At 61.7% G+C, this 23,479-nt stretch carries 20 protein-coding genes; 12 read left to right on the top strand and 8 right to left on the bottom strand.

Features of this window, described 5'->3' with window-relative positions:
• Positions 1-103: 103 nt before the first annotated feature.
• The 5 genes from AC3WS7_RS17460 to AC3WS7_RS17480 all read left to right on the top strand — a co-directional run bounded on the left by AC3WS7_RS17460 (position 104) and on the right by AC3WS7_RS17480 (position 4,590).
• Positions 104-1,138 carry an amino acid ABC transporter substrate-binding protein gene (locus tag AC3WS7_RS17460; RefSeq protein ID WP_492657242.1) on the top strand — a complete coding sequence of 345 codons (1,035 nt, stop codon included), beginning with the start codon at positions 104-106 and terminating at the stop codon, positions 1,136-1,138.
• Positions 1,139-1,253: 115 nt separating this feature from the next.
• Positions 1,254-2,429 (top strand): amino acid ABC transporter permease, encoded by a 1,176-nt coding sequence (locus AC3WS7_RS17465; RefSeq protein ID WP_296471451.1) that lies wholly within the window; start codon positions 1,254-1,256, stop codon positions 2,427-2,429.
• Positions 2,430-2,439: 10 nt separating this feature from the next.
• Positions 2,440-3,543: an amino acid ABC transporter permease gene (locus AC3WS7_RS17470; RefSeq protein WP_296471450.1), complete on the top strand. Its 1,104-nt coding sequence runs from the start codon at positions 2,440-2,442 to the stop codon at positions 3,541-3,543.
• Between the two features lie 9 nt (positions 3,544-3,552).
• Positions 3,553-4,296: an amino acid ABC transporter ATP-binding protein gene (locus AC3WS7_RS17475; protein ID WP_105262548.1), complete on the top strand. Its 744-nt coding sequence runs from the start codon at positions 3,553-3,555 to the stop codon at positions 4,294-4,296.
• A 6-nt stretch (positions 4,297-4,302) separates the two neighbouring features.
• Positions 4,303-4,590 (top strand): hypothetical protein, encoded by a 288-nt coding sequence (locus AC3WS7_RS17480; RefSeq protein ID WP_492657243.1) that lies wholly within the window; start codon positions 4,303-4,305, stop codon positions 4,588-4,590.
• Positions 4,591-4,647: 57 nt separating this feature from the next.
• Here AC3WS7_RS17480 and AC3WS7_RS17485 read toward each other — a convergent pair whose 3' ends face one another.
• Positions 4,648-5,490, bottom strand: coding sequence for a M14 family murein peptide amidase A (locus AC3WS7_RS17485; protein ID WP_492657244.1), 843 nt, complete (start codon positions 5,488-5,490; stop codon positions 4,648-4,650).
• A 159-nt stretch (positions 5,491-5,649) separates the two neighbouring features.
• Here AC3WS7_RS17485 and AC3WS7_RS17490 point away from each other — a divergent pair, with 159 nt between their 5' ends.
• Both AC3WS7_RS17490 and AC3WS7_RS17495 read left to right on the top strand, forming a co-directional pair.
• Entirely contained in the window at positions 5,650-6,093 is a 444-nt protein-coding gene (locus AC3WS7_RS17490; RefSeq protein WP_492657245.1) for a flavin reductase family protein, read from the top strand.
• A gap of 9 nt (positions 6,094-6,102) precedes the next feature.
• The gene (locus tag AC3WS7_RS17495; RefSeq protein WP_492657246.1) at positions 6,103-7,452 is read left to right on the top strand and encodes a TAXI family TRAP transporter solute-binding subunit; all 1,350 of its coding nucleotides are present in this window, start codon (positions 6,103-6,105) and stop codon (positions 7,450-7,452) included.
• Here AC3WS7_RS17495 and AC3WS7_RS17500 read toward each other — a convergent pair.
• The 3 genes from AC3WS7_RS17500 to AC3WS7_RS17510 form a co-directional block, all read right to left on the bottom strand.
• Positions 7,442-9,784, bottom strand: a complete 2,343-nt coding sequence (locus tag AC3WS7_RS17500; RefSeq protein WP_492657247.1) for a DUF1631 family protein — start codon at positions 9,782-9,784, stop codon at positions 7,442-7,444. The two genes, AC3WS7_RS17495 and AC3WS7_RS17500, sit on opposite strands and share 11 nt — an antisense overlap.
• 36 nt (positions 9,785-9,820) lie before the next feature.
• Complete coding sequence (gene ettA / locus AC3WS7_RS17505; RefSeq protein ID WP_296471436.1) at positions 9,821-11,482, bottom strand: energy-dependent translational throttle protein EttA; 1,662 nt, start codon at positions 11,480-11,482, stop codon at positions 9,821-9,823.
• A gap of 75 nt (positions 11,483-11,557) precedes the next feature.
• On the bottom strand, positions 11,558-13,780 hold the full coding sequence (locus tag AC3WS7_RS17510; protein ID WP_492657248.1) for a DUF1631 family protein: 2,223 nt from the start codon (positions 13,778-13,780) through the stop codon (positions 11,558-11,560).
• A gap of 292 nt (positions 13,781-14,072) precedes the next feature.
• On the opposite strand from AC3WS7_RS17510, the gene AC3WS7_RS17515 reads away from it, so the two are divergent.
• Together AC3WS7_RS17515 and AC3WS7_RS17520 are read left to right on the top strand one after the other, a co-directional pair.
• Positions 14,073-15,830 carry a DEAD/DEAH box helicase gene (locus AC3WS7_RS17515; protein WP_492657249.1) on the top strand — a complete coding sequence of 586 codons (1,758 nt, stop codon included), beginning with the start codon at positions 14,073-14,075 and terminating at the stop codon, positions 15,828-15,830.
• Entirely contained in the window at positions 15,793-16,422 is a 630-nt protein-coding gene (locus tag AC3WS7_RS17520) for a Rossmann-fold NAD(P)-binding domain-containing protein (RefSeq protein WP_492657250.1), read from the top strand. Before AC3WS7_RS17515 ends, AC3WS7_RS17520 begins: the two co-directional genes overlap by 38 nt.
• Here the strand turns inward: AC3WS7_RS17520 and AC3WS7_RS17525 are convergent.
• Genes AC3WS7_RS17525 through AC3WS7_RS17535 form a run of 3 tightly spaced genes read right to left on the bottom strand, consistent with a single transcriptional unit; the run spans position 16,419 to position 18,556 of the window.
• Positions 16,419-16,799, bottom strand: a complete 381-nt coding sequence (locus AC3WS7_RS17525) for a cupin domain-containing protein (RefSeq protein WP_296471429.1) — start codon at positions 16,797-16,799, stop codon at positions 16,419-16,421. The two genes, AC3WS7_RS17520 and AC3WS7_RS17525, sit on opposite strands and share 4 nt — an antisense overlap.
• A 55-nt stretch (positions 16,800-16,854) precedes the next feature.
• A complete protein-coding gene (locus AC3WS7_RS17530; protein ID WP_492657251.1) occupies positions 16,855-18,081 on the bottom strand; it encodes an MFS transporter in 1,227 nt (408 codons plus the stop codon).
• The gene (locus AC3WS7_RS17535) at positions 18,074-18,556 is read right to left on the bottom strand and encodes a MarR family winged helix-turn-helix transcriptional regulator (RefSeq protein WP_492657252.1); all 483 of its coding nucleotides are present in this window, start codon (positions 18,554-18,556) and stop codon (positions 18,074-18,076) included. Before AC3WS7_RS17535 ends, AC3WS7_RS17530 begins: the two co-directional genes overlap by 8 nt.
• Positions 18,557-18,636: 80 nt before the next feature.
• On the opposite strand from AC3WS7_RS17535, the gene AC3WS7_RS17540 reads away from it, so the two are divergent.
• The 3 genes from AC3WS7_RS17540 to gloA all read left to right on the top strand — a co-directional run bounded on the left by AC3WS7_RS17540 (position 18,637) and on the right by gloA (position 20,931).
• On the top strand, positions 18,637-19,206 hold the full coding sequence (locus AC3WS7_RS17540) for a PaaI family thioesterase (RefSeq protein WP_492657253.1): 570 nt from the start codon (positions 18,637-18,639) through the stop codon (positions 19,204-19,206).
• Positions 19,203-20,447, top strand: coding sequence for a beta-ketoacyl-ACP synthase II (gene fabF / locus AC3WS7_RS17545; RefSeq protein ID WP_492657254.1), 1,245 nt, complete (start codon positions 19,203-19,205; stop codon positions 20,445-20,447). The genes AC3WS7_RS17540 and fabF overlap by 4 nt, the downstream gene beginning before the upstream one ends.
• A gap of 70 nt (positions 20,448-20,517) precedes the next feature.
• Positions 20,518-20,931, top strand: a complete 414-nt coding sequence (gloA, locus tag AC3WS7_RS17550; RefSeq protein ID WP_492657255.1) for a lactoylglutathione lyase — start codon at positions 20,518-20,520, stop codon at positions 20,929-20,931.
• A gap of 45 nt (positions 20,932-20,976) precedes the next feature.
• Here the strand turns inward: gloA and AC3WS7_RS17555 are convergent, their stop codons facing one another.
• The gene (locus AC3WS7_RS17555) at positions 20,977-23,466 is read right to left on the bottom strand and encodes a hypothetical protein (protein WP_492657256.1); all 2,490 of its coding nucleotides are present in this window, start codon (positions 23,464-23,466) and stop codon (positions 20,977-20,979) included.
• Positions 23,467-23,479: the final 13 nt, after the last annotated feature.

Below are 23,479 nucleotides of genomic sequence, written 5' to 3' on the forward strand. Positions count from 1 at the left end.
GATGAGGGCACTTGCCCACCGGCGCTACAGTTCAGCGTCAGAATCGGGTGGCAGACACCAATGTGGTGCACCCTGCTGATTCATTTATTTGGAGAAACTACTTATGAGCATCAATAAACTGAAAACCCTGGCCACCATGGTCGCCGCGTTGGGCGCCGTGTTGGCAGCACCCGCACACGCCGGCAAAACCGTGGACGCCATCAAGGCGCGTGGTCAAGTGGTTTGCGGTGTGAACACGGGCTTGGCCGGTTTCGGTGCGGCCGATTCCAACGGCAAGTGGACCGGTCTGGACGTGGACGTGTGCCGTGCCGTGGCCGCCGCCGTGCTGGGTGATGGTGAGAAGGTGAAGTACGTTCCCCTGAATGCCCAAGCCCGTTTCACCGCGTTGCAGTCTGGCGAAATTGATGTGCTGTCGCGCAACACCACCTTCACCCTGACCCGTGATGCCTCCCTGGGCCTGACCCAAACCGCCGTGACGTACTACGACGGCCAAGGCTTCATGGTTCCCTTGAAGAGCAAACTCAAGAGCGCCAAGCAGCTCAAGGGCCAGACCGTGTGCGTGCAATCCGGCACCACGACCGAAAAGAACCTGACCGACTACTCCAAAGCCAACGGCCTGAACATCAAGCCCATCGTGTTTGAAAAGCTGGAAGCCGCTGAAGGTGCGTACTTCGCAGGCCGTTGCGTGGCGTACACCACTGACGCGTCTGGTCTGGCATCCACCCGCAACAAAGTGGCCAAGAACCCCGCCGACCACATCATCCTGCCCGAGCTGATCTCCAAGGAACCCCTGGGCCCCATGGTGCGCCGTGGTGACGACGAGTGGACCACCATCGTGAAGTGGACCATCTACGGCCTGCTGGAAGCCGAAGAAGCGGGCGTAACCTCTGCCAACGTCGACGAACTGAAGGCCAGCAGCAAAGACCCCGTGATCGGCCGTCTGCTGGGCTCTACCGAAGACACTGGCAAGCTGTTGGGCCTGGACAAGGAATGGCTGGCACGTGCTGTGAAGACCACCGGCAACTACGGTGAAATCTTCGAACGCAACGTCGGACCCAAATCCTCGCTGCAACTGCCACGTGGTCTGAACAACCTGTGGAACAAGGGCGGCGTGCAATACGCTCCTCCCGTCCGCTAAGTCGGTATTGCGAAGCGGTTAACACTGGCTTCGTTCTGAAAAAGGGCAGCTGCAAACACCATGCGCTGCCCTTTTCAAATGGTTACGTGATTCTCTCGTTCATCTAAGGGCTGCTATGTCCACCCCCTCCTCTCCTCCCAAGAAATCGTGGTCCTGGCGCAGCCAGGCATTCCGCGGCCTGCTGTACCAGGTGATCGCCATCGTGGTGGTCCTGGTCACCGTGCTGTACCTGGCCCACAACACCACCACCAACATGAAGTTGCGTGGCATCCAGAGTGGCTTTGACTTTTTGTCCAGCCCCGCCGGCTTTGACATCGGCGAGAGCCTGTTTGTCTTCGACTCGGGTGAGTCCTACTGGCGCGCCTACCTGGTCGGTTTTGTCAACACGCTGCGCGTGGCCGTGGTGGGCATCATCCTCACCACCATCCTGGGCGTGTTGATTGGCGTGGGGCGCTTTTCGCGCAACGCCTTGATCCGCGGCATGTGTGCGGTGTATGTGGAATTCTTCCGCAATATCCCGGTGCTGCTGCAACTGCTGATGTGGTACCTGCTGTTCACCGAGGTGCTGCCCGCCTCCAACGAACCGCTGACGCTGGGCCCGCTGTTCCTGAGCAAGGGCGGCCTGAACTTCCCGATTCCCGAATGGGCCAGCGGCCATGTGTGGGGTGCCTGGGGTTTGCTGGCCGGTGTGGTGGCAGCCTACCTGTACCGCCAATGGGCTTACCGCGCGTTTGAAGCGAGCGGCAAGGTCAAGAGCATGTTCTGGGTGCCAGTGGCCATTGTGCTGGCCTGTGGCGTGCTGGGCTGGGTTCTGGGCGGTGCACCCACGGCCCTGAACATGCCGGTGCAAGGTGACTTTGCCGTGGAAAACGGTGGTGCGCTGACGCCGGAGTATTTGTCCGTCCTGTTGGGCCTGACCGTGTACACCGCGGCCTTTGTCTCCGAGGTGGTGCGTGGCGGTATCCAGTCCGTGGCCCTGGGTCAGTCCGAAGCCGCCGCAGCCCTGGGTCTGAGCCGTGGCCAGACCATGCGCCTGGTGATGCTGCCACAAGCGTTGCGCGTGATCATTCCGCCCGTGACCAACCAGTACCTCAACCTGACCAAAAACTCCTCACTGGCGGTCGCCATTGGTTACCCCGACGTGGTGTCGATTGCCAACACGGCCATCAACCAGACCGGCCGCGCCGTGGAATGTATTGCCATCATCATGCTGGTGTACCTGAGCACCTCACTGTTCACCTCGGTGACGATGAATTGGTACAACACCCGCTCTGCCATCAAAGAACGCTAAAGACCTGACCATGAGCGCAACTACTTTTGAACCTATCGCTGCGCGCCCCGCCCCCGTGAAAACGGAAGGGCTGGTGGCCTGGATCCGCAGCAACCTGTTTGGCGACTGGAAGACCACCGTGGGCACCTTGCTGGTGGCTGCGGTGCTGCTGAAAGTGCTGCCGCCCTTTCTGCAATGGGCTTTGTTCAATGCCGTCTGGACAGCCAAGTTCGAGCTGTGCAATGCCGAAGGTGCAGGCGCCTGCTGGGGTGTGGTGTCGGAAAAATTCCGCATCATCATCTTCGGTCGCTACCCCTTTGAAGAGCAATGGCGCCCGCTGATCTCCACCCTGCTGCTGTGTGCGTTGCTCGCCGGCAGTTGCATGCGTTCCTTCTGGAAAGCCTGGCTGGTACCTTTGTGGATCGCCGTGCTGGCTTTCTTCTTTGTGGTGATGTATGGCGGCGTGCTGGGCCTGAGTCGCGTGGAGACCGACCGCTGGGGTGGCTTGCCACTGACCATTCTGCTGGCCTCGCTGTCCATGGCCATGGCCTTCCCCATTGCCTTGCTGATCGCCCTGGGCCGCCGCTCCAAGCTGCCGGCCATCAAGACCTTTTGCACCATTTATGTGGAGCTGATCCGCGGTGTGCCGCTGATTTCCGTGCTGTTCATGGCCTCCTTCATGTTCCCGCTGCTGATGCCCCAGGGCTTCAACATCGACGTGCTGGTGCGTGTGCTGGCTGGTATCACCCTGTTTGCCGCAGCCTACATGGCCGAGGTGATTCGCGGTGGCCTGCAAGCCGTGCCCAAGGGCCAGATTGAAGCCGCCGCCACGCTGGGGCTGAGCTACTGGCAGACCCAGCGCAAGATCGTGCTGCCCCAGGCCTTGGCCATGGTGGTGCCCGGCATCATGAACAACTTCATCTCCACCTTCAAGGACACCTCTTTGGTCACCATCGTGAGCCTCTACGAGCTCACCGGTGCCATGAGCCTGGCCCTGAACTCGGATGCCGACTGGCGCCCCTTCAAGATTGAAGGCTACCTGTTCATCGCCCTGATTTATTTTGGCTTCTGCTTTGCCATGTCCCGCTACAGCCTGTGGATCGAAAAGCAAGTCAACAAAAGCAAACTCCGCTAAGGAACGAATATGTCTGAACCCATCATCACCTTCAACAAAGTCAACAAGTGGTACGGCAACAACTACCACGTGCTGCGCGATATCGACCTGACCGTCACCAAGGGTGAACGCATCGTGATTTGCGGCCCCTCCGGCTCCGGCAAGTCCACCCTGATCCGCTGTATCAACCGCCTCGAAGAACACCAGCAGGGCAACCTGACCGTGGACGGCGTGGAGCTGACCGACGATGTGAAAGCCATTGACGACGTGCGCAAGAAAGTCGGCATGGTGTTCCAGCAGTTCAACCTATTCCCCCACCTCACCGTGCTGGAAAACCTGACGCTGTCGCCCATGTGGGTGGGCAAGATGCCCAAGAAGGAAGCCGAAGAAAAGGCCATGGAGCAGCTCAAGCGCGTGCGTATTGCCGAGCAGGCGAGCAAGTACCCCTTGCAGCTCTCCGGTGGTCAGCAACAGCGCGTGGCGATTGCCCGCGCCCTGTGCCTCAAGCCCAAGATCATGCTGTTCGACGAGCCCACCTCAGCACTCGACCCCGAGATGATCAAGGAAGTGCTGGACGTGATGATCGAGATGGCCAACCAGGGCATCACCATGATCTGCGTGACCCACGAAATGGGCTTTGCCAAGGCCGTGGCCGACCGCGTGATCTTCATGGACCAGGGCCAGATCGTGGAACAAAACACGCCGCACGAGTTCTTCAACAACCCGCAGAGCGAGCGCAGCAAGGACTTCCTGTCCAAGATCCTGGGCCACTAAGCGGCCATGCCTTCCAACGCACTTGTGCAATGGCAGGCCTTGCAGGCGGGGTTGACCCAGCTGCGCTCCGGCGCACTGGGTGCCCACGGTTTGTCAGCGCTAGCGCGTACCCAGGAGGCCTTGCTCGAGGCGTTGGGACCCCGTTACCGCGAGGTCTTGCTGCAGCTGCTGGACCGGCTGGAGTCCAGCGCCCTGTTCAGTGAGGAGAGTTGCTCCTTCAGCCAGCAGGGCCTGCTGGACAACCTGCAGGTCTGGCTAGACAAAGCGCACAGCCAGCTCAACCCGGCCGGGTAAGCACAAAGAGCCGTACACCGTACCCCGCATCGTGTCTTGCACACAGCGGGGGAATTTTCAGGGGGTCTTGGCCACCTGGGCGGGGCCCAGGCGCTCGGAAGTCCAACGCAACAGGTCCATCCACATCTGCCGTGTCTCGGCATCTTGCGTCATGCGCGAGGCGCTGGGCAGTTCAATGGTGACGACGGGAACCCGCTTGTGGATGCCACCGTAGTTGCCCAGCGACCCCGGGAAGATGCCGACCTGGTCCAGATAGAGGCGCCCGAGTTTACTGGGGGGAACCGACGGGCCATCAAAGTCCAACACCCCGTAAGGCGCGTGCACACTCACGATCAAGTTGGGCTTGAAACTGTCCATCTGCTCCAGCAGAAAGCGCGACTCCGGCTCCGACAGGGGCCTGTTTCCGGGCCAGCGACGCGGATCGCGTTTGGTCCGCGACTCCCAGTACACACGTGCATCGCGCGCCCAGTTGGGCGTGGGGAAGTTTCGGTTCAGGTCCACGCCATTGGCATTGGTGCGCCGGGACGGCTTGGCAAACAAACCGTCTGGATTCAAGGAAGGAATAAAGCGCCAATGGATAGACAAGGACATGTCGGCCGGCGGCTTGTGAGCCAGCCCGATCCAATGGAACACCAGCGAGCTGGAGGACATTTCATCGCCATGGATGCCCCCGACCACCAAAACCCGGAAGTTGGCGTCCGCGGGTTGGATATCCGTACCCCACAAGGTGCGCCCCCGGGCTGATCGGCCCTGCATATCCCGCATGCCCGCGGCCTCGCACTGGGCGGGCGTGACATTCGGTATTTTCGAAGCATAATCGACGCAAGCCCTTGTAGTATTTGCGTTAGCAGCTACAAAAAACATAGCAAACACCAAAGGAAAGCAGGGTAAAAAGCGCATGGCGCCATTGTAGGGTGCCGACCTGCAAGCGCTTTTGCCCGCTGACTGAACGTGGTGCGGCCCAAAACCAGTTAAATTGCGGGGATGCGCCCCCCTAATACGCCGCCGCAAGCGCGCTCCCCAGATTTTTCGACGTCCCAGTTTCGCCAGGCCTTGGGCATGTTCGCCACTGGCGTCACCATTGTCACGACCCGCACCCCCGCAGGTGAATTGGTGGGCTTGACCGCCAACTCCTTCAACTCGGTATCGCTGGCGCCGCCTTTGGTGCTGTGGAGCCTGGCCCGCAGCGCAGGCGCCATGGCTGCATTCAGTACCGGATCGCACTACGCCATCAACATCCTGAGCGCTGACCAGCAAGAACTGGCCCGCCAGTTTGCCGCCAAGGATGTGGACCGCTACCAAGGCGTGGCCTTCACGCTGGGTGCCAGTGGTGCACCGTTGCTGGAGGATGCGGCCGCCACCTTCGAATGTTTTAACCGCAGCCGCTATGAAGAAGGTGACCATGTCATTTTTGTGGGCGAGGTGGAACGCTGTGCGCATCGGGTCGGCGCAGCACCCCTGCTCTTCCATGGCGGCCGTTTTTACACCGAGCACCCGCTCTAAGCTATTGCCATGACGCCGCCCCGATTGCCCAAGTCCGTGCGTTACGTGCTCTTGTCGCTGCGCGACCTGCTGACCTCTGCCAGCCCTTTTGTGATTGCCGCCGCAGGCTTGCTGTGGCTGGCCTACTGGTGGTTGGACCCGATGCCGCCGAAGACCATCACGCTCGCCACGGGCCCCGCACAAAGCGCCTACGCCGAATTCGGCCAGCGCTATGCCAAGGCCCTGCAGGCAAGCGGTATCGAGGTGGTGCTGTTGCCCACCGATGGGTCTTCGGCGAATCTGGAACTGTTGCGCAGCGGCAAGGCAGACGCGGGATTTGTACAGGGAGGAACAGCCTCCGCCCAGCCCCAGCCAGACGAACCTGAAGCGGAGTCTCTGTTGACGCTGGGCAATCTGTTTGTCGAACCGATCTGGTTGTTCTACCGCAGCGCATCTGCGCAGGCTGTCACGCCTAGCGGGCAACTCAGCTCGCTCACGCAGCTGGCCCATATGCGGGTGAATGTGGGGGCCTCTGGCAGTGGCGTGCCCACACTGATGCAGACCCTGTTGGACATGAACCGCGTGGCCCCCAAAAACATCACATTATCGCAGCTGGACCAAACCCCCGCCACGGTCAAACTGTTGCAAGGGCAGCTCGACGCCGTGGTGTTTGCCTCCGCCCCCGAGGCGCCGATTGTGCAGATGCTGCTGCAAACACCAGGCATCCGGTTGATGGACTTTCACCAGAATGAAGCCTACGCGCGCCGACTGCCTTTTGTCACACCCGCCACACTGCCCAACGGCATTGTGGATCTGGCACGCAAACTCCCCAGTCAAGACGTGCACCTGATCGCTACCACCACCAGCATGCTGGCCCGCGAAGGCGTGCACCCTGCACTGCGCCAACTATTGGCACAAGCGGCCATGCAAATCCATGGACAGGCAGGCTGGTTTAACCGGGCACGCGAGTTCCCCAATGCAGGCAATGCGGAATACCCGCTGGCCCCAGAGGCCGAACGCACCATGCGCACCGGCGTGCCTTCGCTCCAGCGCTACATCCCGTTTACCCTGGCCAACCTGATCGAGCGGATGTGGTTGGCGCTGGGCCTGATCATTGCAGTGTTGCTGCCCTTGGGCAAGATCGCGCCACCGCTGTATGCCTTCCGGGTGCGCTCGCGCGTGTTCCGCTGGTACGGTCAGCTGCGGGAGATTGAGGAGCGGCTGGAAGAGTCGCCAGCCCGTGCGCCCGAACTGATCTCCGAGCTCAACGCACTTGAAAGCAAGGTCGAAAAAATCATCGTTCCGCTCTCTTACACCGACGAGCTCTACACGCTGCGCAACCACATTGGTCTGGTGCGCCAGCGCCTGCTTACAGCGTAGAGTCCATGCTGTTGCGCATGGCTTGCTGGGCCACGGCATCCAACGCACCGTCCACCACAGGCTGACCTGAGACCAGGCGCAGCTGCCCCGCAGCCACCAGCTTGTCGTGGGTGCGGCGCGTCATCGACTGGGTGGTGCCGTACGCGCTGGTAAAAAGGAACAAGGTGCCATGCGGGCTGGCCCAGGTGAGCTGGGTACGCACCCATTCGCCGTTGGCCATCAGTTCCACCCAAGAGCCCAAAGGCAGCGCACCGCCCGACACGGCACTTGCCACCAGTGGCACCGCCGGTGCCACTACAGCGGATACGACTTGCGAGGCCGGGACCTCTTGCGTCTCCGGCAATTCGATGAAATTGGAGTCACGCGCCTCTTCGGGGGCCACCCAGGGGTCACCGTCTTCGACCAGGCGCATCTTGTGGACATGCGCGCCAGCCTCCACCGCCCCCTGTGCAGCGGCAGGCTTGGCCGCAGAACGAAACACCTGTTGGTGCAAGCCCATCAAGGCTTCCAGAAAAACACTGGTCTTGGTTGCGGGGTAGCGGATGCTCTCCAGCCCCTCGCGCAAGGTGCTGATGAGCAGAGGCACCAGACGCGTGAGTTTGGCAACATTGGTGCGTGCCAGCTCGGGATGGGCACTCCACAACATCGCCGAGATCAGGGCCTGGTATTTGTCCGCAGCACTGGAGCCTGCGCCGGCCTGCAAGCGTGCGTTGGCCACCACCTGCGCCCAGGGGCCACACAAAAAGGCAATCACCACCTCGGGCACCTGTGCCGCATCGGGATGGGAGTCAATTTCGCGGGCAATTTTTTCTGCCAGCAGATTGCGCTGCTCAGCCTTTTGCAGGGCTTGCACGGCCTGGACGCGCGAGGCCTCCTGGGCCTTGGCTGCCACATCCCAGGAGGCACGCAACTGGAGCAACACGATTGCAAACGGCTCGGGGCCTTGGACCTCCATGTCGGTCAGAGGGGCCACAGCATCGCGGACCTCTTGGAAAAAAGCGGCAAACCCGGTTGTCTGCTCAGTTGCAAAGGCCAGGCTACGGTGAGTAATTTCCTGCACCAGACAGCGAGCGGCATGCTCTTTGTCTGTAAATATGCGAGGGTCTGCCAGCGCCAGGCGCATCAATGCAGGCTCCAGGCTGCGCACCAGCTCCTGCACGGGCGCCAGCAGGCGCGGGTCGTGCGCGATGTTGTCCACCATCAGGTTTACCACCTCCAGGCTCAGGGCCTGGGCCACACCGGAGGCACTGCGACGAATCGCCTCGCAGGCCAGTTGCGCCGCACCCGCCTGTGCCATGCGCACGGGCGCACTGCGGCGCTGCTCCAAGCGCTGTACTACGCGGTCCACCTGCTTCATTTCGGTCAGGGCCTCGAAGGCGGCTGGCACCGTGGCGGCAAAGCCGCCATCGTGGGGGGCTGGCTGGGGGGTCAGCAGCGCTTCCCCTTCAAACTCGCGGGCAAACTGCTTTGCAAAAACCGCCACCCGGGGGGGCGTACCTTGTCCATCAAGTTCCCCCGACAGCAGCTGTCGCAAACGGTCCAGGGTCAGCAGCGCCGGGTCGGCCGCACGGCGTGTGCGCAGCTCTGCGGCAATGTGTGCCTCACGCTCGGTGCTGCCCGGCATGCCGCCTTGCGAGTCGGACGAAACGGTTTTTCCAAGCCCGCCACCGCCGCCCGGCGTGGGCACCACGGCATAGCCCGCAGCCACCACCCCCTCGGCGCGCATGCGCGCAGCCAAGCGGGTGTACAACTCACGCAACTCGGCCCCCAGGGCCACACCCATGGTAGTGAGCCAGTCCAGGCGCAAGGCAGCTGACACGGGCGCGCGTTCCACCACCAGTTTCAAGGCTTGCAAATACACGTCCGGGCGCAGGGGGTTGCGCTCGGGGCGCACCGTCGTCAGTCCCAAAGTCGCGCAAATCAAGGTGTTGAGCTCGGTCAGGCTGGCTTCGGCCGCCAACAGAGCCATCTGTTGTGCGCGCGCCATGTTCACACTCTCCTGGACCTGCACCTCGTCCATGAGCTCAAGCTGGTCAAACTGTACGTCCGCCATGTTGCGCACAGAGGCTTTGGGTGACAGCACGGGCCCACTGAACGCGGCCAACAAGGCCTGTGGGTACTGCCGCAGCAGCTCCGGCTCTTGCGCTTGCAACAGCGTCAAGGACTCCTCGTGCACTTGGCGCTCGCGGTAGTCACGTGTGCTTCCCAGACGCGCCAGTACCGATTTGCGCACCGCCGCTACCAGCTTGCCCATGATGGCCTGCCCACCGAAGGCAGCCTCCTCAATGGTGGCTTGGTAGAGCGCAGCGTATTGGGGAGAAGGCACGGTCATAACAAGGGCCCTGGTTGGACGGCGAACAACAGTTGTTTACTTCAGCGCCTTGTAGCGCACGCGCTTCGGCTTGGCACCCTCTTCACCCAGGCGTTTCTTCTTGTCAGCTTCGTACTCCTGGTAGTTGCCGTCAAAGAACGTCCATTGGCTGTCGCCCTCGGCGGCCAGAATGTGGGTGGCGATACGGTCCAGGAACCAGCGGTCATGGGAGATCACCAGCATGGTGCCCGCAAACTCCAGCAGCGCGTCTTCCAGCGCTCGCAAGGTTTCCACGTCCAAATCGTTGGAGGGTTCATCCAGCATCAGCACGTTGCCACCGGCAATCAGCGTCTTGGCCAAGTGCAGGCGACCACGCTCACCACCGGACAACATGCCAACCTTTTTCTGTTGGTCCGCACCGTTGAAGTTGAAGCGACCACAGTAGGCACGGCTTGCCATCTGGAACTTGCCGACGTTCAAAATATCGAGCCCACCGGACACGTCTTCCCACACCGTCTTGTCGTTGGACAGGTCATCGCGGTGCTGGTCCACAAAGGCCATCTTCACGGTGGAACCGATCACGACTTCACCGGAGTCAGGTTTCTCGCGACCCGCAATCAGCTTGAACAGCGTCGACTTACCGGCACCGTTGGGGCCAATGATGCCGACGATGGCGCCGGCAGGGATGTTGAAACTCAAATTGTCGATCAGCAGGCGGTCGCCAAAGGACTTGCTCACGCCCTTGAACTCGATCACCTGGCTACCCAGGCGGTCGGCCACGGGGATGAAGATTTCGTTGGTTTCGTTGCGCTTCTGGTATTCGAAGTCGCTCAATTCTTCAAAGCGGGCCAAGCGGGCCTTGCTCTTGGCCTGGCGGGCCTTGGGGTTCTGGCGTGACCACTCCAACTCCTTCTTCAAGGCCTTGGCACGGGCTTCTTCACCTTTTTGCTCAGCTTCCAGGCGGGCGCCCTTTTGCGTCAGCCAGTCGGAGTAATTGCCCTTGTACGGAATGCCGGAACCACGGTCCAGTTCCAGAATCCACTCGGCCGCGTTGTCCAGGAAATAGCGGTCGTGGGTGATGGCCACCACAGTACCAGAGTAGCGTTGCAAGAACTGCTCCAGCCAGTCCACCGATTCGGCGTCCAAGTGGTTGGTGGGTTCGTCGAGCAGCAGCATGTCGGGTTTGGACAGCAGCAGGCGGCACAAGGCCACACGGCGTTTTTCACCACCGGACAACACGCCGATGTTGGCATCCCACGGGGGCAAACGCAGCGCATCAGCAGCGATTTCCAGTTGGTGCTCGGAGTCGGTACCGGCGGTGGCAATGATGGCTTCCAGCTCGGCCTGTTCGGCAGCTAGCGCGTCAAAGTCAGCATCTTCTGCACCATAGGCGGTGTACACCTCCTCCAGACGTGCCTTGGCCGCAAACACCTTGCCCATACCCGCTTCCACGCTTTCGCGCACGGTTTGCGTGGGATCCAACTGGGGTTCCTGGGGCAAGTAGCCGATGTTCAAGCCAGCCATGGGGATGGCTTCGCCTTCAATTTCCTTGTCCACACCGGCCATGATCTTCAACAGGGTGGACTTGCCGGAGCCGTTGGTACCCAGCACGCCGATTTTGGCGCCGGGGAAGAAGCTCAGGGAGATGTCTTTGAGAATGTGCCGCTTAGGCGGCACGATCTTGCCGACGCGGTTCATGGAAAAAACGTATTGGGCCATTGCGGTATCTATTTCGGGAGGCGTAAAACCGCCATTATCGACTGCCTCACCTTCCGACCTCCACATCCCCCCGTTTCAGGCGCCGTCCCCGCCCTTTTCCAGGTCATTGCGCAAGGCGGCCTGGGCCACGGCATCGAGGGCGTTGTCCATCACGTGGCCATCGGATACCAGATGGATCAGGCCCATGTCGCGCAAGCGGTCCATGGTGCGACGGGACATGGAATGCGCCAAACCTCCCGACGAGGTGAACATAAACAGGGTGCGGTGCGGGCTGGCCCAGGTCAGCTGCGCACGCACCCAGACCCCGTCCAGAGCCAGATCCACCCACGAGCCAGTGCCCAGACTCTCCGCCGCCCAGGTGTCTTGCAGGGCCGGGTCGGCAGCCTCGGGAATGTCGGGCATGGGCGGCGGCTCTTCGCTGTCGCGCATGAAGCCCGAGTCCGTCACCTCCTCGTCAACCATCCACAATGCGTCATCCACAAGCGCCCGCCCCTCTGCAAGCGCAACCCGAGGCACCCGGGCAGGCACACTGCCCTCCTCATTGGCGGCTGTCCGACCGGCTTCAAAAGCCTGCTCATGGATACTAATCAGGCCATCAAAAAATGGAGGAATGCGGTCTTCGGGGTAATCGATGCGCTGCAAGCCCTGGCGCAACTTCACCAGCATTTGCGGCACCAGATCTACCAGGCGTGCGCGGTTGCGGCTGGTCAGGCGCAGCTGAACGCTCCAGATCAGGTCATCCACCAGGGCGAGGTAACCATCGGCGTCCTGGGAGCCATCGGCACAGCGAAGTTGCGACTCCGCCACCACCTGGGCCCAGGGACCGCGCAGAAAACTCACCACCAGCTCCGGCACCCGCTTGCTACCCACTCGCTCCATGAACTCCTCCGACAGGCGCTGGGCAAGCATATTGCGCTGTTCGGCATGCAGCAGGCTGCGTGCCGCTTCTTCTGCGCGCTGGCGGTGCTGTTGCTCCTCTTGCGCCCAGCCGTCTTCGAGCTTGCGCAACAGGCGTGAAAAAGCGTTGGCATCACCCTCCCCCCCTGCCAGCACACTCACCGCGTTGTCCAAGGTCTTCTGGAACCGTGCAAACCCCGGCTCGTCAACCGAGGTGAAGGCTAGGCTACGGCTGGTGATCTTGTCCAGGAAATGGCGCGCCGGGTGTTTCTTTTCGCTGAAGAACCGCGGGTCGGTGTGCGACAAGCGCAGCAATACTGGCTCCATGGCCTTGAGGTTTTGGCGGATGCCCGGCAGCATCCGCCGATCGAGCATCAGGTTGTCCAGCATCAGGCGCACCACCTCTTCGCCCAACTGTTGGCCCAGGGCCTTGCTGCGCACCGCCTCTTTGGCCGCACGCGACGCCATGCCCAATGGCGCCCCGGGCATGCGCGCCGGATTGGCCAGGCGCGCGCGCTCCGCCAGCCGCTTCATCATGGGCTCGACCAGTTTCATGTCCTCCAACGCCTCGAACGAGGCGGGCACGGTGTGGGTGAAATCCTTGACTCCTCCTGCGGCACCACTGGGGTCCAGCTCCCCAGACAGCAGGCGGCGCAGCTTGTCCAGTGTCAGCAAGGTGCGGGTAACTGAGTTCTCGGCTCCTTTCAGGGGCACACCAAACGGGCCCGTGCCACCCGTCAATGGCACCACGGGCTCCACACCCTGGGAGCGCAACCAGTCCACCACCTCGCGGTAGAGCTGGGCCAGCGCTACGCCGAGCAGACTGGCGGCGGGCCCCATCACGCCCGCACGGGCTTCATCCGCCGGGATGCACCGGGTCAAGGATTCGCGCAGCGCGTAGACAAAATTCTCGGGCTTGAGCGGGTTCAGATGCGCCTGCACACTGCTCCAGCCCATCAGGCTGCTGACCAACCCATTGAAAACCGGCAGCACGGTGTCCACCGACAGCAGCACCTCCTGCTCGGTCATGGCCAGTTCGATATTGGCGTCGATCTGTTCTTCTTCCAGAAACTGGAAATCATCAAAGCGCACCCGGGCAGGGGCGGTCTTGCGTTGCGAAGTGCCACCGTACACGGCAGCCCGCAGGGCCGTTGCAAAAGCCTGTTGGAATTCGTCCTTTTGCAGCACCAAAGCCGCCACCACAGCGCGGCGCTGGGGGTTCTGGCGGGCATGCAAGCCCTTGTTGCTGGCCTCGGACGTAGCCAGCTGCAACCCGGCGATGATGTCGTCGACCACCGCGTCGCCTTGTTCCAGCACCGCTTCGATGCAGGCCTGCAGCGAGGGCTTGGTCGCTCCCGGATCTTGGGCCACACCGAGGCGCCGCAACAGGTATTTTTTCATCGTGCGCCCATTCTCCACAACCCTGACCATTTGCACCAGTATCGTGACAGATTGTTACGGCGCCCCGCCCAGGTTTGGACCTACCTGCAACACCTCATTTCGGCCTGTAGGGCAAGGCATGCGACAATACGGCCCATTGCGGCGCTTCAGTTGCCCGCGATACCAGCACCTTGCTGGGGACCCCACGACACAGGGCGTCCCACTTTTGAATCCATCTGCCTTTGACTGACTGTCGGCCTTTGTGCCTGCAGAACGGCCGATTCCCAAGCGTCCCGGACGGACGCATCTATCCATGAACTTCGAAGATCTGAAACTGGCCCCTGCCATTGTCAAAGCCGTGCGCGAGCAGGGTTACGAGACCCCCACCGCGATCCAGGCCCAGGCGATTCCGCTGGTGCTGGAAGGCCACGACCTGCTGGGCGGCGCCCAGACCGGTACCGGCAAGACGGCCGCCTTCACCCTGCCCCTGCTGCACCGCCTCTCCATGAGCCGCAGTGCACAAAACAAATTTGGCGGCACCGGCATCCGTGCCCTGGTGCTGACCCCCACCCGCGAACTCGCCGCCCAGGTGGAAGAGTCCGTGCGCCAGTACGGCAAGTACCTGCAACTGTCCTCCACCGTCATCTTTGGCGGCGTGGGCATGAACCCCCAAATCTCCAAGGTCAAAAAAGGCGTGGACATTCTGGTGGCCACCCCCGGTCGTCTGCTGGATCTGGCCCAACAAGGCATGCTGGACCTCGGCCAGGTGCAAATGCTGGTGCTGGACGAAGCCGACCGCATGCTGGACATGGGCTTCATCCACGACGTGAAGAAAGTGCTGGCCCTGGTGCCCAAGGAAAAGCAGAGCCTGCTGTTCTCCGCCACCTTCAGCGATGAAATCCGCGAACTGGCCAACGGCCTGCTGAAGAACCCGCAAAGCGTGCAAGTGACGCCGCGCAACACCACGGTGCAGCGCATCACCCAGGTGATCCACCCGGTAGGCCGTGGCAAGAAAAAAGCCCTGCTCGCCCACATCATCAACGAACAAAACTGGAGCCAGGTGCTGGTGTTCACGCGCACCAAGTTTGGCGCCAACAACGTGGCCGAGTTTCTGGAAAAGAACGGCATCAGCGCCATGGCGCTGCACGGCAACAAGAGCCAGGCCGCCCGTACCCAGGCGCTGTCCGGCTTCAAGAGCGGTGATGTGCGTGCCCTGGTGGCCACCGACATCGCGGCCCGCGGCATTGACATCGACGACCTGCCACACGTGGTGAACTACGAAATTCCGAACGTGAGCGAAGACTACGTGCACCGCATTGGCCGCACGGGTCGTGCCGGCGCCGATGGCGCTGCCGTGAACCTGGTGTGCCTGGACGAAGAAGGCTTCATGCAGGACATCGAGCGCTTCACCAAGCAAAAGATCGAGGTCAAGGTGATCGAGGGCTTTGGCCCCGAACCCGGCGAAAAGGGAGAGCCTATCGCCATGGGTCGCCAGACCATCTGGGGCGGCGCGGGCAAGCCGCCCAGCCGCGATGTAATGCAAGCCGCTGCCAAAGCGGCCCGTACCGAAATGCTGCAACGTGTGCGTGACAGCAAGGCCAGCCAGGGTGGCAACGGCGGCGGTGGCGGCGGACGCGGCCCCCGCGCAGGTGGTGGCGGAAACGGTGGTGGCAATGGCGGCGGACGTGGTGCCGGCGGACGTGGCGAACAGCCCGCCCGCCCCCAAGGTGCACGCCCCCCCCAAGGCCATGGCCGCGGCCGTCCCCAAGGCGGTGGCAATGCGGAGTACCAGCCGCCAGCAGGCTTCACCCACGAAGGTCGCGCCCCGCGCCCATCGACAGCACAACCTGACCCCATGCGTACCAGCGTCGATATGATGGCCGGTCGCGGCGCACGCCGCGGTGGTGGTGGCGGTGGCTATGGCGGCGGAGGCCGCAGCGGAGGTGGCAATGGCGGCGGATACGGTGGTGGTGGCGGAGGCTACGGCGGCGGAGGCCGCTCGGGTGGCTTTGGTGGCGGGGGCAACGGGTCTCGTGGGCCACGAGGTTCTGGCGGCTCTTCTAGCCGATAAGCACTACCGCGCGGTGCACAGTCTGGGGCGGCGTACGCTGCCCCTTACCCACGCCAAGCTGATCCAACACATCGTCGACTTTGCGGCGCTCCCTGAGCTGCCGCAGATCGACGATGTTTTTATTTGCCTGGGCACCACCATCAAGGTGGCAGGCAGCCAAGCGGCCTTCAGGGCCGTGGATTACGAAGCTTATATGGCCGTGGCCCGCATGGGTATTGCGCGAGGCGCTACTAAATTAGGAGTTATCAGCGCCATGGGCGCGGACGCCAGATCCCGCGTTTTCTACAACCGGGTCAAAGGCGAGGCGGAAGACGCCATTGCCACCCTGGGCTACGCCAGCGTCAGCATCGTTCGCCCCTCGCTGCTGGTGGGGGACCGGACAGCGCTGGCCCAACCCGAGCGACCGGGCGAACGCATCGGTCTGTGGATCAGCCAGCGACTCAAACCCCTGGTACCCGCCAACTACCTGCCCGTGCAGGCAGCCGATGTGGCAGCGGGCCTGGTGCGAGCGGTCAAGGCCGGGCAGCCTGGCGTGCAGCGTGTGCTGTCGGGCGCGCTGCAAGGCGCCGCACAGCGTCTGGCCGGGACCTAGCCCCGCACAAACAAAGTCACCAGGGGCTGCTCACCCACCTGACGGCTCCAGTGGCCGTGAATGGCCGGGTCGAACGTGGCGCCGTCTGGCAACAGGTCGGCCGAGTAAAAGTGCTGGCCCGGCCCGAACACGCGCGAGCTGCCGTGTACCCCGATCTCCATCTGCCCCTGCAAGATAAAGCACCACTGCGTGTGCCCCGAGCAATGGAACTGGCTGCGAAAACCCACCGGGCTGGTGCGCAGCTGGTAGCCACCCGAGGCAAACACCTCGGAGAGCATGGACTGCGGGTTGCCCTCGTTCAAGGGAATCGCCTCCTCGCGAAACTTGGCAAAACCGTCGGTGTCGGTGAACAGGATGACTTGGGTGAAGCTGGCCATGGTGTGCAGAGTAGGGAAACAATGCCGACCATTATTCCCCAAGGCTGTCCCCTGCTCACGCGGGCTGGCGCACCAGCTTGGCCTCTTTGATCGGGAGGTGGATCAGCGCTGCCCCCACGGCCAGCACGATGTCGATGTACCAGACCCAGTTGTAGCTGCCGGTCGCATCGAAGATCTTGCCGCCCAAAAATGCACCCAGAAAGCCGCCCACCTGGTGCGTCAGCATCACCAGGCCAAACAGTGTGGCCATGTGCGCCGTGCCAAAAAACTTGGCCACCAGGCCCGCTGTGGGCGGCACGGTGGACAAAAAACTCACGCCCATGACTGCGGCAAACACCAGCACCACCGGACCCGTTTTGGGGGCCAAGAGAAATACCAGCACAGCCACGGCACGCACGGCGTAAACCAGCGACAGCAACGACTTCATGCGCCAGCGGCCCACGGCCCAGCCCATGGCGACGCTGCCAACGATGTTGAACAGGCCCAAGATACCGAGCGCCCAGGCGCCCCATTGCGTCGGCAAACCGCACGCAGCAACCACACCCGGCAAGTGCGTGGCCAGAAACGCCACATGAAATCCGCACACAAAGAAGCCCGCCGCCAACAGCAGGAAGCTGGGGGTACGCAGCGCCAGACGCACGGCCTCACCGGTACCCATGGTCTTGACGCCGGGTGCCACTGCCAGCACGTTGTTGCCCTGCAAAAAGTAGGCCGCAGGCAGCGCCAACAGCACCAGGCCGGCCATCACCTGCATGGCATTGCCCCAGCCCACGCTGACCATCAGCGCGCCAGCAATAGGCGCCATGATGAACTGGCCGAAGGAGCCGCCCGCATTCACAATGCCGGTGGCCATGCCACGCTTGTTGGCGGGCAGCAGGCGCGTGGTAGCCGCCATCAGCACCGCAGGCCCCGCCATGCCGGCGCCGCCGGCAGCCAGCACGCCAATCGCAAAGATCAAGCCTGCAGTCGTCGTCATGAACGGCGTGATGAAGGTACCCAGCGCCACCAGCGCCACACCCAGCAGCAGCACGCGCCCAGCACCCACACGGTCAGCAAAGGCACCGGCAAAAGGCTGCGTGAGCCCCCACCACAGCTGCCCAAATGCAAACGCCAGGCTGATGCTGCCCACACCCAGGCCGGTGGCCGTGTTCAAGGAACTGAGAAACAGACCCATGGTCTGGCGTACCCCCATGGTCAGGGCAAAGGCGCCTGCTGCGGCGGCCAAGATTACCCATACCGCAAAGGTGCGCGGGGTACTCGTCACGGTGGGGGACTCAGACATCGTCTTCTCCAGATTCCAGGGGGGACAACAGCTCCAGGGATTCGTCAATCAGCGCATGCAGGGCCAGCACACGCCCAAGGCCCAAGGTGGCGTTGATGCTTTCTTGCGCCACACGCCACTTGCGCTGAGCCTCGGTGCGCTTGGTGTGGCCGGCCTCGGTGGCGCTGATCAGGCGGCTGCGTGCGTCGTCACCCGCATTCACCGCAACCCAGTCGCTGGCAATAAGGGGCTGCAGGTTGCGTGACAGCGTGGAGGTACTCATGCGCATGGCGGCCGCCAGGTCCACCGCGCGCAACGGCCCCAGCTTCACCACGTGGGACAGCAGCGAATACTGCGTGGTCTTCAAACCCATCTTGGCCAACTCCGCGTCGTAATGTTGGGTCACGCGGCGCGTGAGCTGGCGCAGCTTGAGGTTGGTGCAGCCCTGCGGTTTGAGAATGTCCGCAGTGGCGGCGGGCTTGACTAGGGTTTTCATGCCGATGATTGTAGTTGCATCAGTTGTATATGCAACAATACGTCATCAATAGCCCTACTCACACGATTTGGATGCCCCCCATGACCACACCCTCTACCCTGGACACCTGGCTGTCTGACGAGACCGCCGTTCTCGCCCGCCTGAACGCAGGCCCCGGCCCTGGCGTGGCCCGCCCGGACCAGGTGGCCCACCTGACCGGAATGGAGCTGCTGCAGGCCATGCTGCGCGGCGAGCTGCCCTACGCCGCCATTGCCAAAACACTGGACTTCACCATCATTGAAGTGTCCGAGGGGCGTGCCGTGTTTCAGGGCAGCCCCGGGCCCGCCCACCTCAACCCCATGGGTAGCATTCACGGTGGCTGGTACGCCACGATGCTGGACTCGGCCCTGGGTTGTGCCGTGCACACGCTGATGCCCGCCGGGCGCGGCTACACCACGGCAGAGCTGGGCGTGAATCTGGTCAAGGCCATCAACCCCGCCAAGACACCACGCGTGCGCGCCGAAGGCAAGGTCATTCACTGCGGCCGCCAGCTCGCCACCGCCGAAGCGCGCATCATCGGGCCCGACGGCACGCTCTACGCCCATGCCACCACCACCTGCATGGTGTTCGACCTCAAGCTGCCTGCAGCGGATGCGAAAGGCGGCCAATGAGTCGGCGCCGCGTCGTCGTCACCGGCCTGGGCCTGGTCAGCCCGGTGGGCAACACCGTGCCGGAGGCCTGGGCCAATCTGACGGCAGGCCGATCGGGCATTGCGCCCATCACGCACTTTGATGCCTCGGCCCTGACAACACGCTTTGCCGGGGAAGTGAAGAACTTCAACATCGAGCCTTACGTCTCGGCCAAGGAAGCGCGCCACATGGACCGCTTCATCCATTACGGCATGGCCGCCGCCATCCAGGCGGTGCAGGATGCGGGGCTGGACACGGGCGATGCGCTGAGTGAAGAGCAAGCAGAGCGCATCGGCACGCTGATCGGCTCCGGCATCGGCGGCCTACCCGTCATCGAGGCCACACACCAGGAGTACCTGGAACGCGGCGCACGCCGCATCTCGCCCTTCTTCGTGCCCGCGTCCATCATCAACATGGTCTCGGGCCATGTGTCGATCCGCTTCGGCTTCACCGGACCCAACCTCGCCATCGCCACCGCCTGCACGACGGGCCTGCATTGCATCGGCGATGCCGGCCGCCTCATCGAGTACGGCGATGTGGATGTGATGGTGGCCGGGAGTTCGGAGAGCCAGATCACGCCGTTGGGGGTGGGCGGTTTTGCCTCGGCACGGGCCCTGTCTACCCGCAATGATGACCCCAGCGCAGCCTCCCGCCCCTGGGACCGGGACCGCGATGGTTTTGTGCTGGGCGAAGGTGCCGGTGTGCTGGTGCTGGAGGAATATGAACATGCCAAACGGCGCGGCGCCAGGATCTACGCCGAACTGGCGGGCTTTGGCATGTCCAGCGACGCGCACCACATTACGATGCCCAATGTGGCCGGCCCCAGCCGCTCCATGCGCGCCGCGCTGCGCAATGCACAGATCAACCCCGCCGATGTGCAGTACCTCAACGCCCACGGCACCTCCACGCCACCGGGCGACCTCAACGAGACACGGGCCATCAAGCAGGTGTTTGGCGAACACGCGCACCGGTTCGTGGTCAGCTCCACCAAGTCCATGACCGGCCACCTGCTGGGCGGCGCAGGCGGCGTGGAGTCGGTGTTCACTGTGCTGGCGCTGCACCACCAGACCGTGCCGCCTACGCTCAACCTGGACAACCCGGATGCCGAGTGCGATCTGGACTACTGTGCCCACACGGCGCGTGACCTGCGGATCGACATCGCCGTGAAAAACAACTTCGGCTTTGGCGGTACCAACGGCACGCTGGTGTTCCGCCGCCACTGATACCTGAGATGCGGCCACGGAAAAGGCGGGCGCGCTATGCTCGCCGCTTCCTTTCCCGAAAGAAACTCCCGTGCAATTCCTCCACACCATGCTGCGCGTTGGCAACCTTCAACGCTCCATCGATTTCTACACCCAGGTGCTGGGCATGCAGCTGCTGCGCCAGTCCGACAACCCCGAGTACAAATACAGCCTCGCCTTCCTCGGTTTCGACGGCGGCAACCCCGGCCAGGCCGAGATCGAGCTGACCTACAACTGGGGCGTGGAGAGCTACGACATCGGAACCGCCTATGGTCACATTGCGCTGGGCGTGCCCGATGCGTATGCGGCCTGCGAGAAGATCAAGGCCGCCGGCGGCAACGTGACGCGCGAGGCCGGGCCTGTGAAGGGCGGCAGCACGGTGATTGCGTTTGTGACGGATCCGGATGGGTACAAGATTGAGCTGATCCAACGCCAACACGGTGCAGCTGGCAGCGGATTGCGCTGAACCCCGACGACGCCGCCATGCGGAGCCCAGACACCAAGTCGGGGCTTAAATGCACGACCGGAGCAGGTCTCGGTACTGCTCCTCACCCTTGAACCAAATCCAACACGTGGGACTTTGGGCGCGCCCATCCGGCCCCATCTGGGTCGGAATGCTGCGGATGGACTCAGCCACGATATTCGTCACTCCGTATTTGTTGATTTTGATCTCAGCATCCTTGCCTGCTCCTTCAGTGATGGAAGGGATGGAAACCGTCACAGGCTTGCCGGTGCCTTTATCCAGGTACACATATTGGTACAGGTAGTCGGACCCCGTAAACGATGTCTGACCGGGCAAGGCAGGCAAACGATCGAACGAAATTTGCTGGCTGCTGTACACATACTCGCGCGTATCGCTGTGAGGGCTGGGTGCATCGCAGTTTGTCGACACAGACTTCCCATACCTCTCCGAGACGCATTGCAAAAACGTGATGTTTGATTTGGAGTCTGCAGGTTCAAATGCTTCCTCGGTAGGCTCTGCATACTTCATGGGCCAGAAGAAAATATCCTGACCGCCAAATGTGATCAGGTTGAAGCTGAAGCTGAAGAACTTGGTTTTCACTGTGATGGAGGGGTTGGACTCCAGAAACAACCCGATCCCTGATTTGGCCTCCAAGACAGCACTGCTATAGGTCTCGGTGTCGGCATCAATGTCATACCCTGCGTCGGTTTTAAAGCCGATCATGGCCTCCGCCAAATCAGCCTCCACCTCACCGCTGAAAATCCAGGCCTTCACCTCAGCGCGCATCGCCAGTCCAGCGCTCACACCTGCCAAGTGGACCATGTTGATAGAGTTTTTACCATTCGACTGCATGGACTGCAGATTTGTACCTTGCGCCAAGCCCAGGTGCCTTTTGGCAAGCGTAGCTTCCATCGAATACTGGGAATTGATACCTGCATTGGGTGAATACGTAAAGCCCGTTTCACCAGGTTCCAAATAGTCACCCGCCCTGCCGAGAGTGAATTTGGGTGTCACCAATACCACGTCGCCTTTGGCGGTCGACCCCACCGCAATTCTTGTTTTTGCTTCGATAGGAATAATGATCTTTGCATTGCCGAAGATCGGGATACCAATTTCAGAGACGAGAAACTCCTTGATCTCAAATGAGCATTCAAATGCAACGCCTTTTGTCATTTGAACTCCAATTTGCCCACCGACCTCCACTGCGGGCTTCAGATGAACACCGAATTCGGCCTTGCCGTCATTCCATTTGAAGTCGCCTCCAATAGACACAATAGCCGTGGATTTGAATGAATTGAGTGAAATTTTTGGACTCAAGCCGAACTCGGCGGCCACATAGCACTGAACGCCCGAATCCAAGCCCTGGCGATCGCCCTCCAAGGACGTAAATGCAAAGATATGCTTCGTCACAGGTTGCCGTACCGCATTTGTCAGGTAAGCCACCGTATCCATAGACACCGCTTGTTCACTGCCATCGCTGTACTGAACACCCACCAGTTCTAACGTGGGATTGGATCCAGGGGTGATTTCGTGCACCAGCTTGTCCACCTGCTCGAAATCTCGAATCGGGCTGGAAGATAACTTCCCGCCGAAATCAATGTAGGTATTAAATTCTTCCTGCGTGGCGACGTGATGAATTTCAAGTGCATTGAGATTGGGCAGCACCCCCTCCGAACTATTGCCGTTCACCCGCATGCTGCTTATTTTTGAAACACCGTCATTCATGACAAACAGCGTGTCTATTTTTTCGAAATAGATGGCTCTTTTGTTGAAGTCATTGGATCCATTGGCATTCAAAGCCTTTAGCTTCGCGAGCGAAGCATCATCGAAAAGGATGAATTTCTTGGCGGGAGTGCCGCTCTTTAAATAGTTGTCCATGAAGAATTGATCGCCCACATGGCCACGATCAAAGCTGGTGGCCGTCGCGGTGTAACAGGCCAGGGGCTCGAACGCAACGGACAGTCCCGTACACAACATAGGGTGTATGTCCGGATCACTAACAACCAGCACGTCTTCCTCGGGCTGGGCCGACAAGACCATGAACTTGGAAATCGCATCGCCACGCGCATCCAGCCCCGTGATGTAGCTGTTACCTTTTTTCCCCGTGAGTGTCAGCAAGGCAGCATTGGGGAGCTGCCGGTCAACAACAGCCGCGGACACGACGGACGGGTCACTGACAATAAAACTGCTGGGTACTACGGCAGAAAGGGTTCCCGCGGTGTCCTCGTGGTAGGCCACCCGAACCAAGGCATTGTCCCGGCTGTTCACCAACACCGTGCCACTGGATAGGGTGTAGGGGTGCGGTGCATCGTCTGCCAACAGCTTGCCGTCTTTGAACCGTTGGTGGGTCACGCCGATGGGCAATGCTTTCTTCAAGCGGTGGGTGCTTTCCCGTTTGGCCGTGATATGGGCTGGGGTGCCAATGACCACGTTTTTCTCTTCCGGCGGAATGCCTTTGCCCCCGTTGCCACACGCCACCAGCACCAGTGCCAACCCCGACCAAGCGGCCCACTGCAATATGCGTTTTACTTTTTGCATATCAATCGCTTCA

This window comes from Rhodoferax sp. EU05-FHT12H12, assembly GCF_058791215.1.

Bases quoted from the DNA above. Each gene is read 5' to 3' on its own strand.
- ettA (WP_296471436.1), bottom strand. From the start codon at position 11,482: ATGGCCCAATACGTTTTTTCCATGAACCGCGTCGGCAAGATCGTGCCG.
- fabF (WP_492657254.1), top strand. From the start codon at position 19,203: ATGAGTCGGCGCCGCGTCGTCGTCACCGGCCTGGGCCTGGTCAGCCCG.
- AC3WS7_RS17475 (WP_105262548.1), top strand. From the start codon at position 3,553: ATGTCTGAACCCATCATCACCTTCAACAAAGTCAACAAGTGGTACGGC.
- AC3WS7_RS17530 (WP_492657251.1), bottom strand. From the start codon at position 18,081: ATGTCTGAGTCCCCCACCGTGACGAGTACCCCGCGCACCTTTGCGGTA.
- AC3WS7_RS17495 (WP_492657246.1), top strand. From the start codon at position 6,103: ATGACGCCGCCCCGATTGCCCAAGTCCGTGCGTTACGTGCTCTTGTCG.
- AC3WS7_RS17535 (WP_492657252.1), bottom strand. From the start codon at position 18,556: ATGAAAACCCTAGTCAAGCCCGCCGCCACTGCGGACATTCTCAAACCG.
- AC3WS7_RS17500 (WP_492657247.1), bottom strand. From the start codon at position 9,784: ATGACCGTGCCTTCTCCCCAATACGCTGCGCTCTACCAAGCCACCATT.
- AC3WS7_RS17465 (WP_296471451.1), top strand. From the start codon at position 1,254: ATGTCCACCCCCTCCTCTCCTCCCAAGAAATCGTGGTCCTGGCGCAGC.
- AC3WS7_RS17470 (WP_296471450.1), top strand. From the start codon at position 2,440: ATGAGCGCAACTACTTTTGAACCTATCGCTGCGCGCCCCGCCCCCGTG.
- AC3WS7_RS17515 (WP_492657249.1), top strand. From the start codon at position 14,073: ATGAACTTCGAAGATCTGAAACTGGCCCCTGCCATTGTCAAAGCCGTG.
- AC3WS7_RS17555 (WP_492657256.1), bottom strand. From the start codon at position 23,466: ATGCAAAAAGTAAAACGCATATTGCAGTGGGCCGCTTGGTCGGGGTTG.
- AC3WS7_RS17480 (WP_492657243.1), top strand. From the start codon at position 4,303: ATGCCTTCCAACGCACTTGTGCAATGGCAGGCCTTGCAGGCGGGGTTG.
- AC3WS7_RS17540 (WP_492657253.1), top strand. From the start codon at position 18,637: ATGACCACACCCTCTACCCTGGACACCTGGCTGTCTGACGAGACCGCC.
- AC3WS7_RS17460 (WP_492657242.1), top strand. From the start codon at position 104: ATGAGCATCAATAAACTGAAAACCCTGGCCACCATGGTCGCCGCGTTG.
- AC3WS7_RS17525 (WP_296471429.1), bottom strand. From the start codon at position 16,799: ATGGCCAGCTTCACCCAAGTCATCCTGTTCACCGACACCGACGGTTTT.
- AC3WS7_RS17490 (WP_492657245.1), top strand. From the start codon at position 5,650: ATGTTCGCCACTGGCGTCACCATTGTCACGACCCGCACCCCCGCAGGT.
- AC3WS7_RS17485 (WP_492657244.1), bottom strand. From the start codon at position 5,490: ATGCGCTTTTTACCCTGCTTTCCTTTGGTGTTTGCTATGTTTTTTGTA.
- AC3WS7_RS17510 (WP_492657248.1), bottom strand. From the start codon at position 13,780: ATGAAAAAATACCTGTTGCGGCGCCTCGGTGTGGCCCAAGATCCGGGA.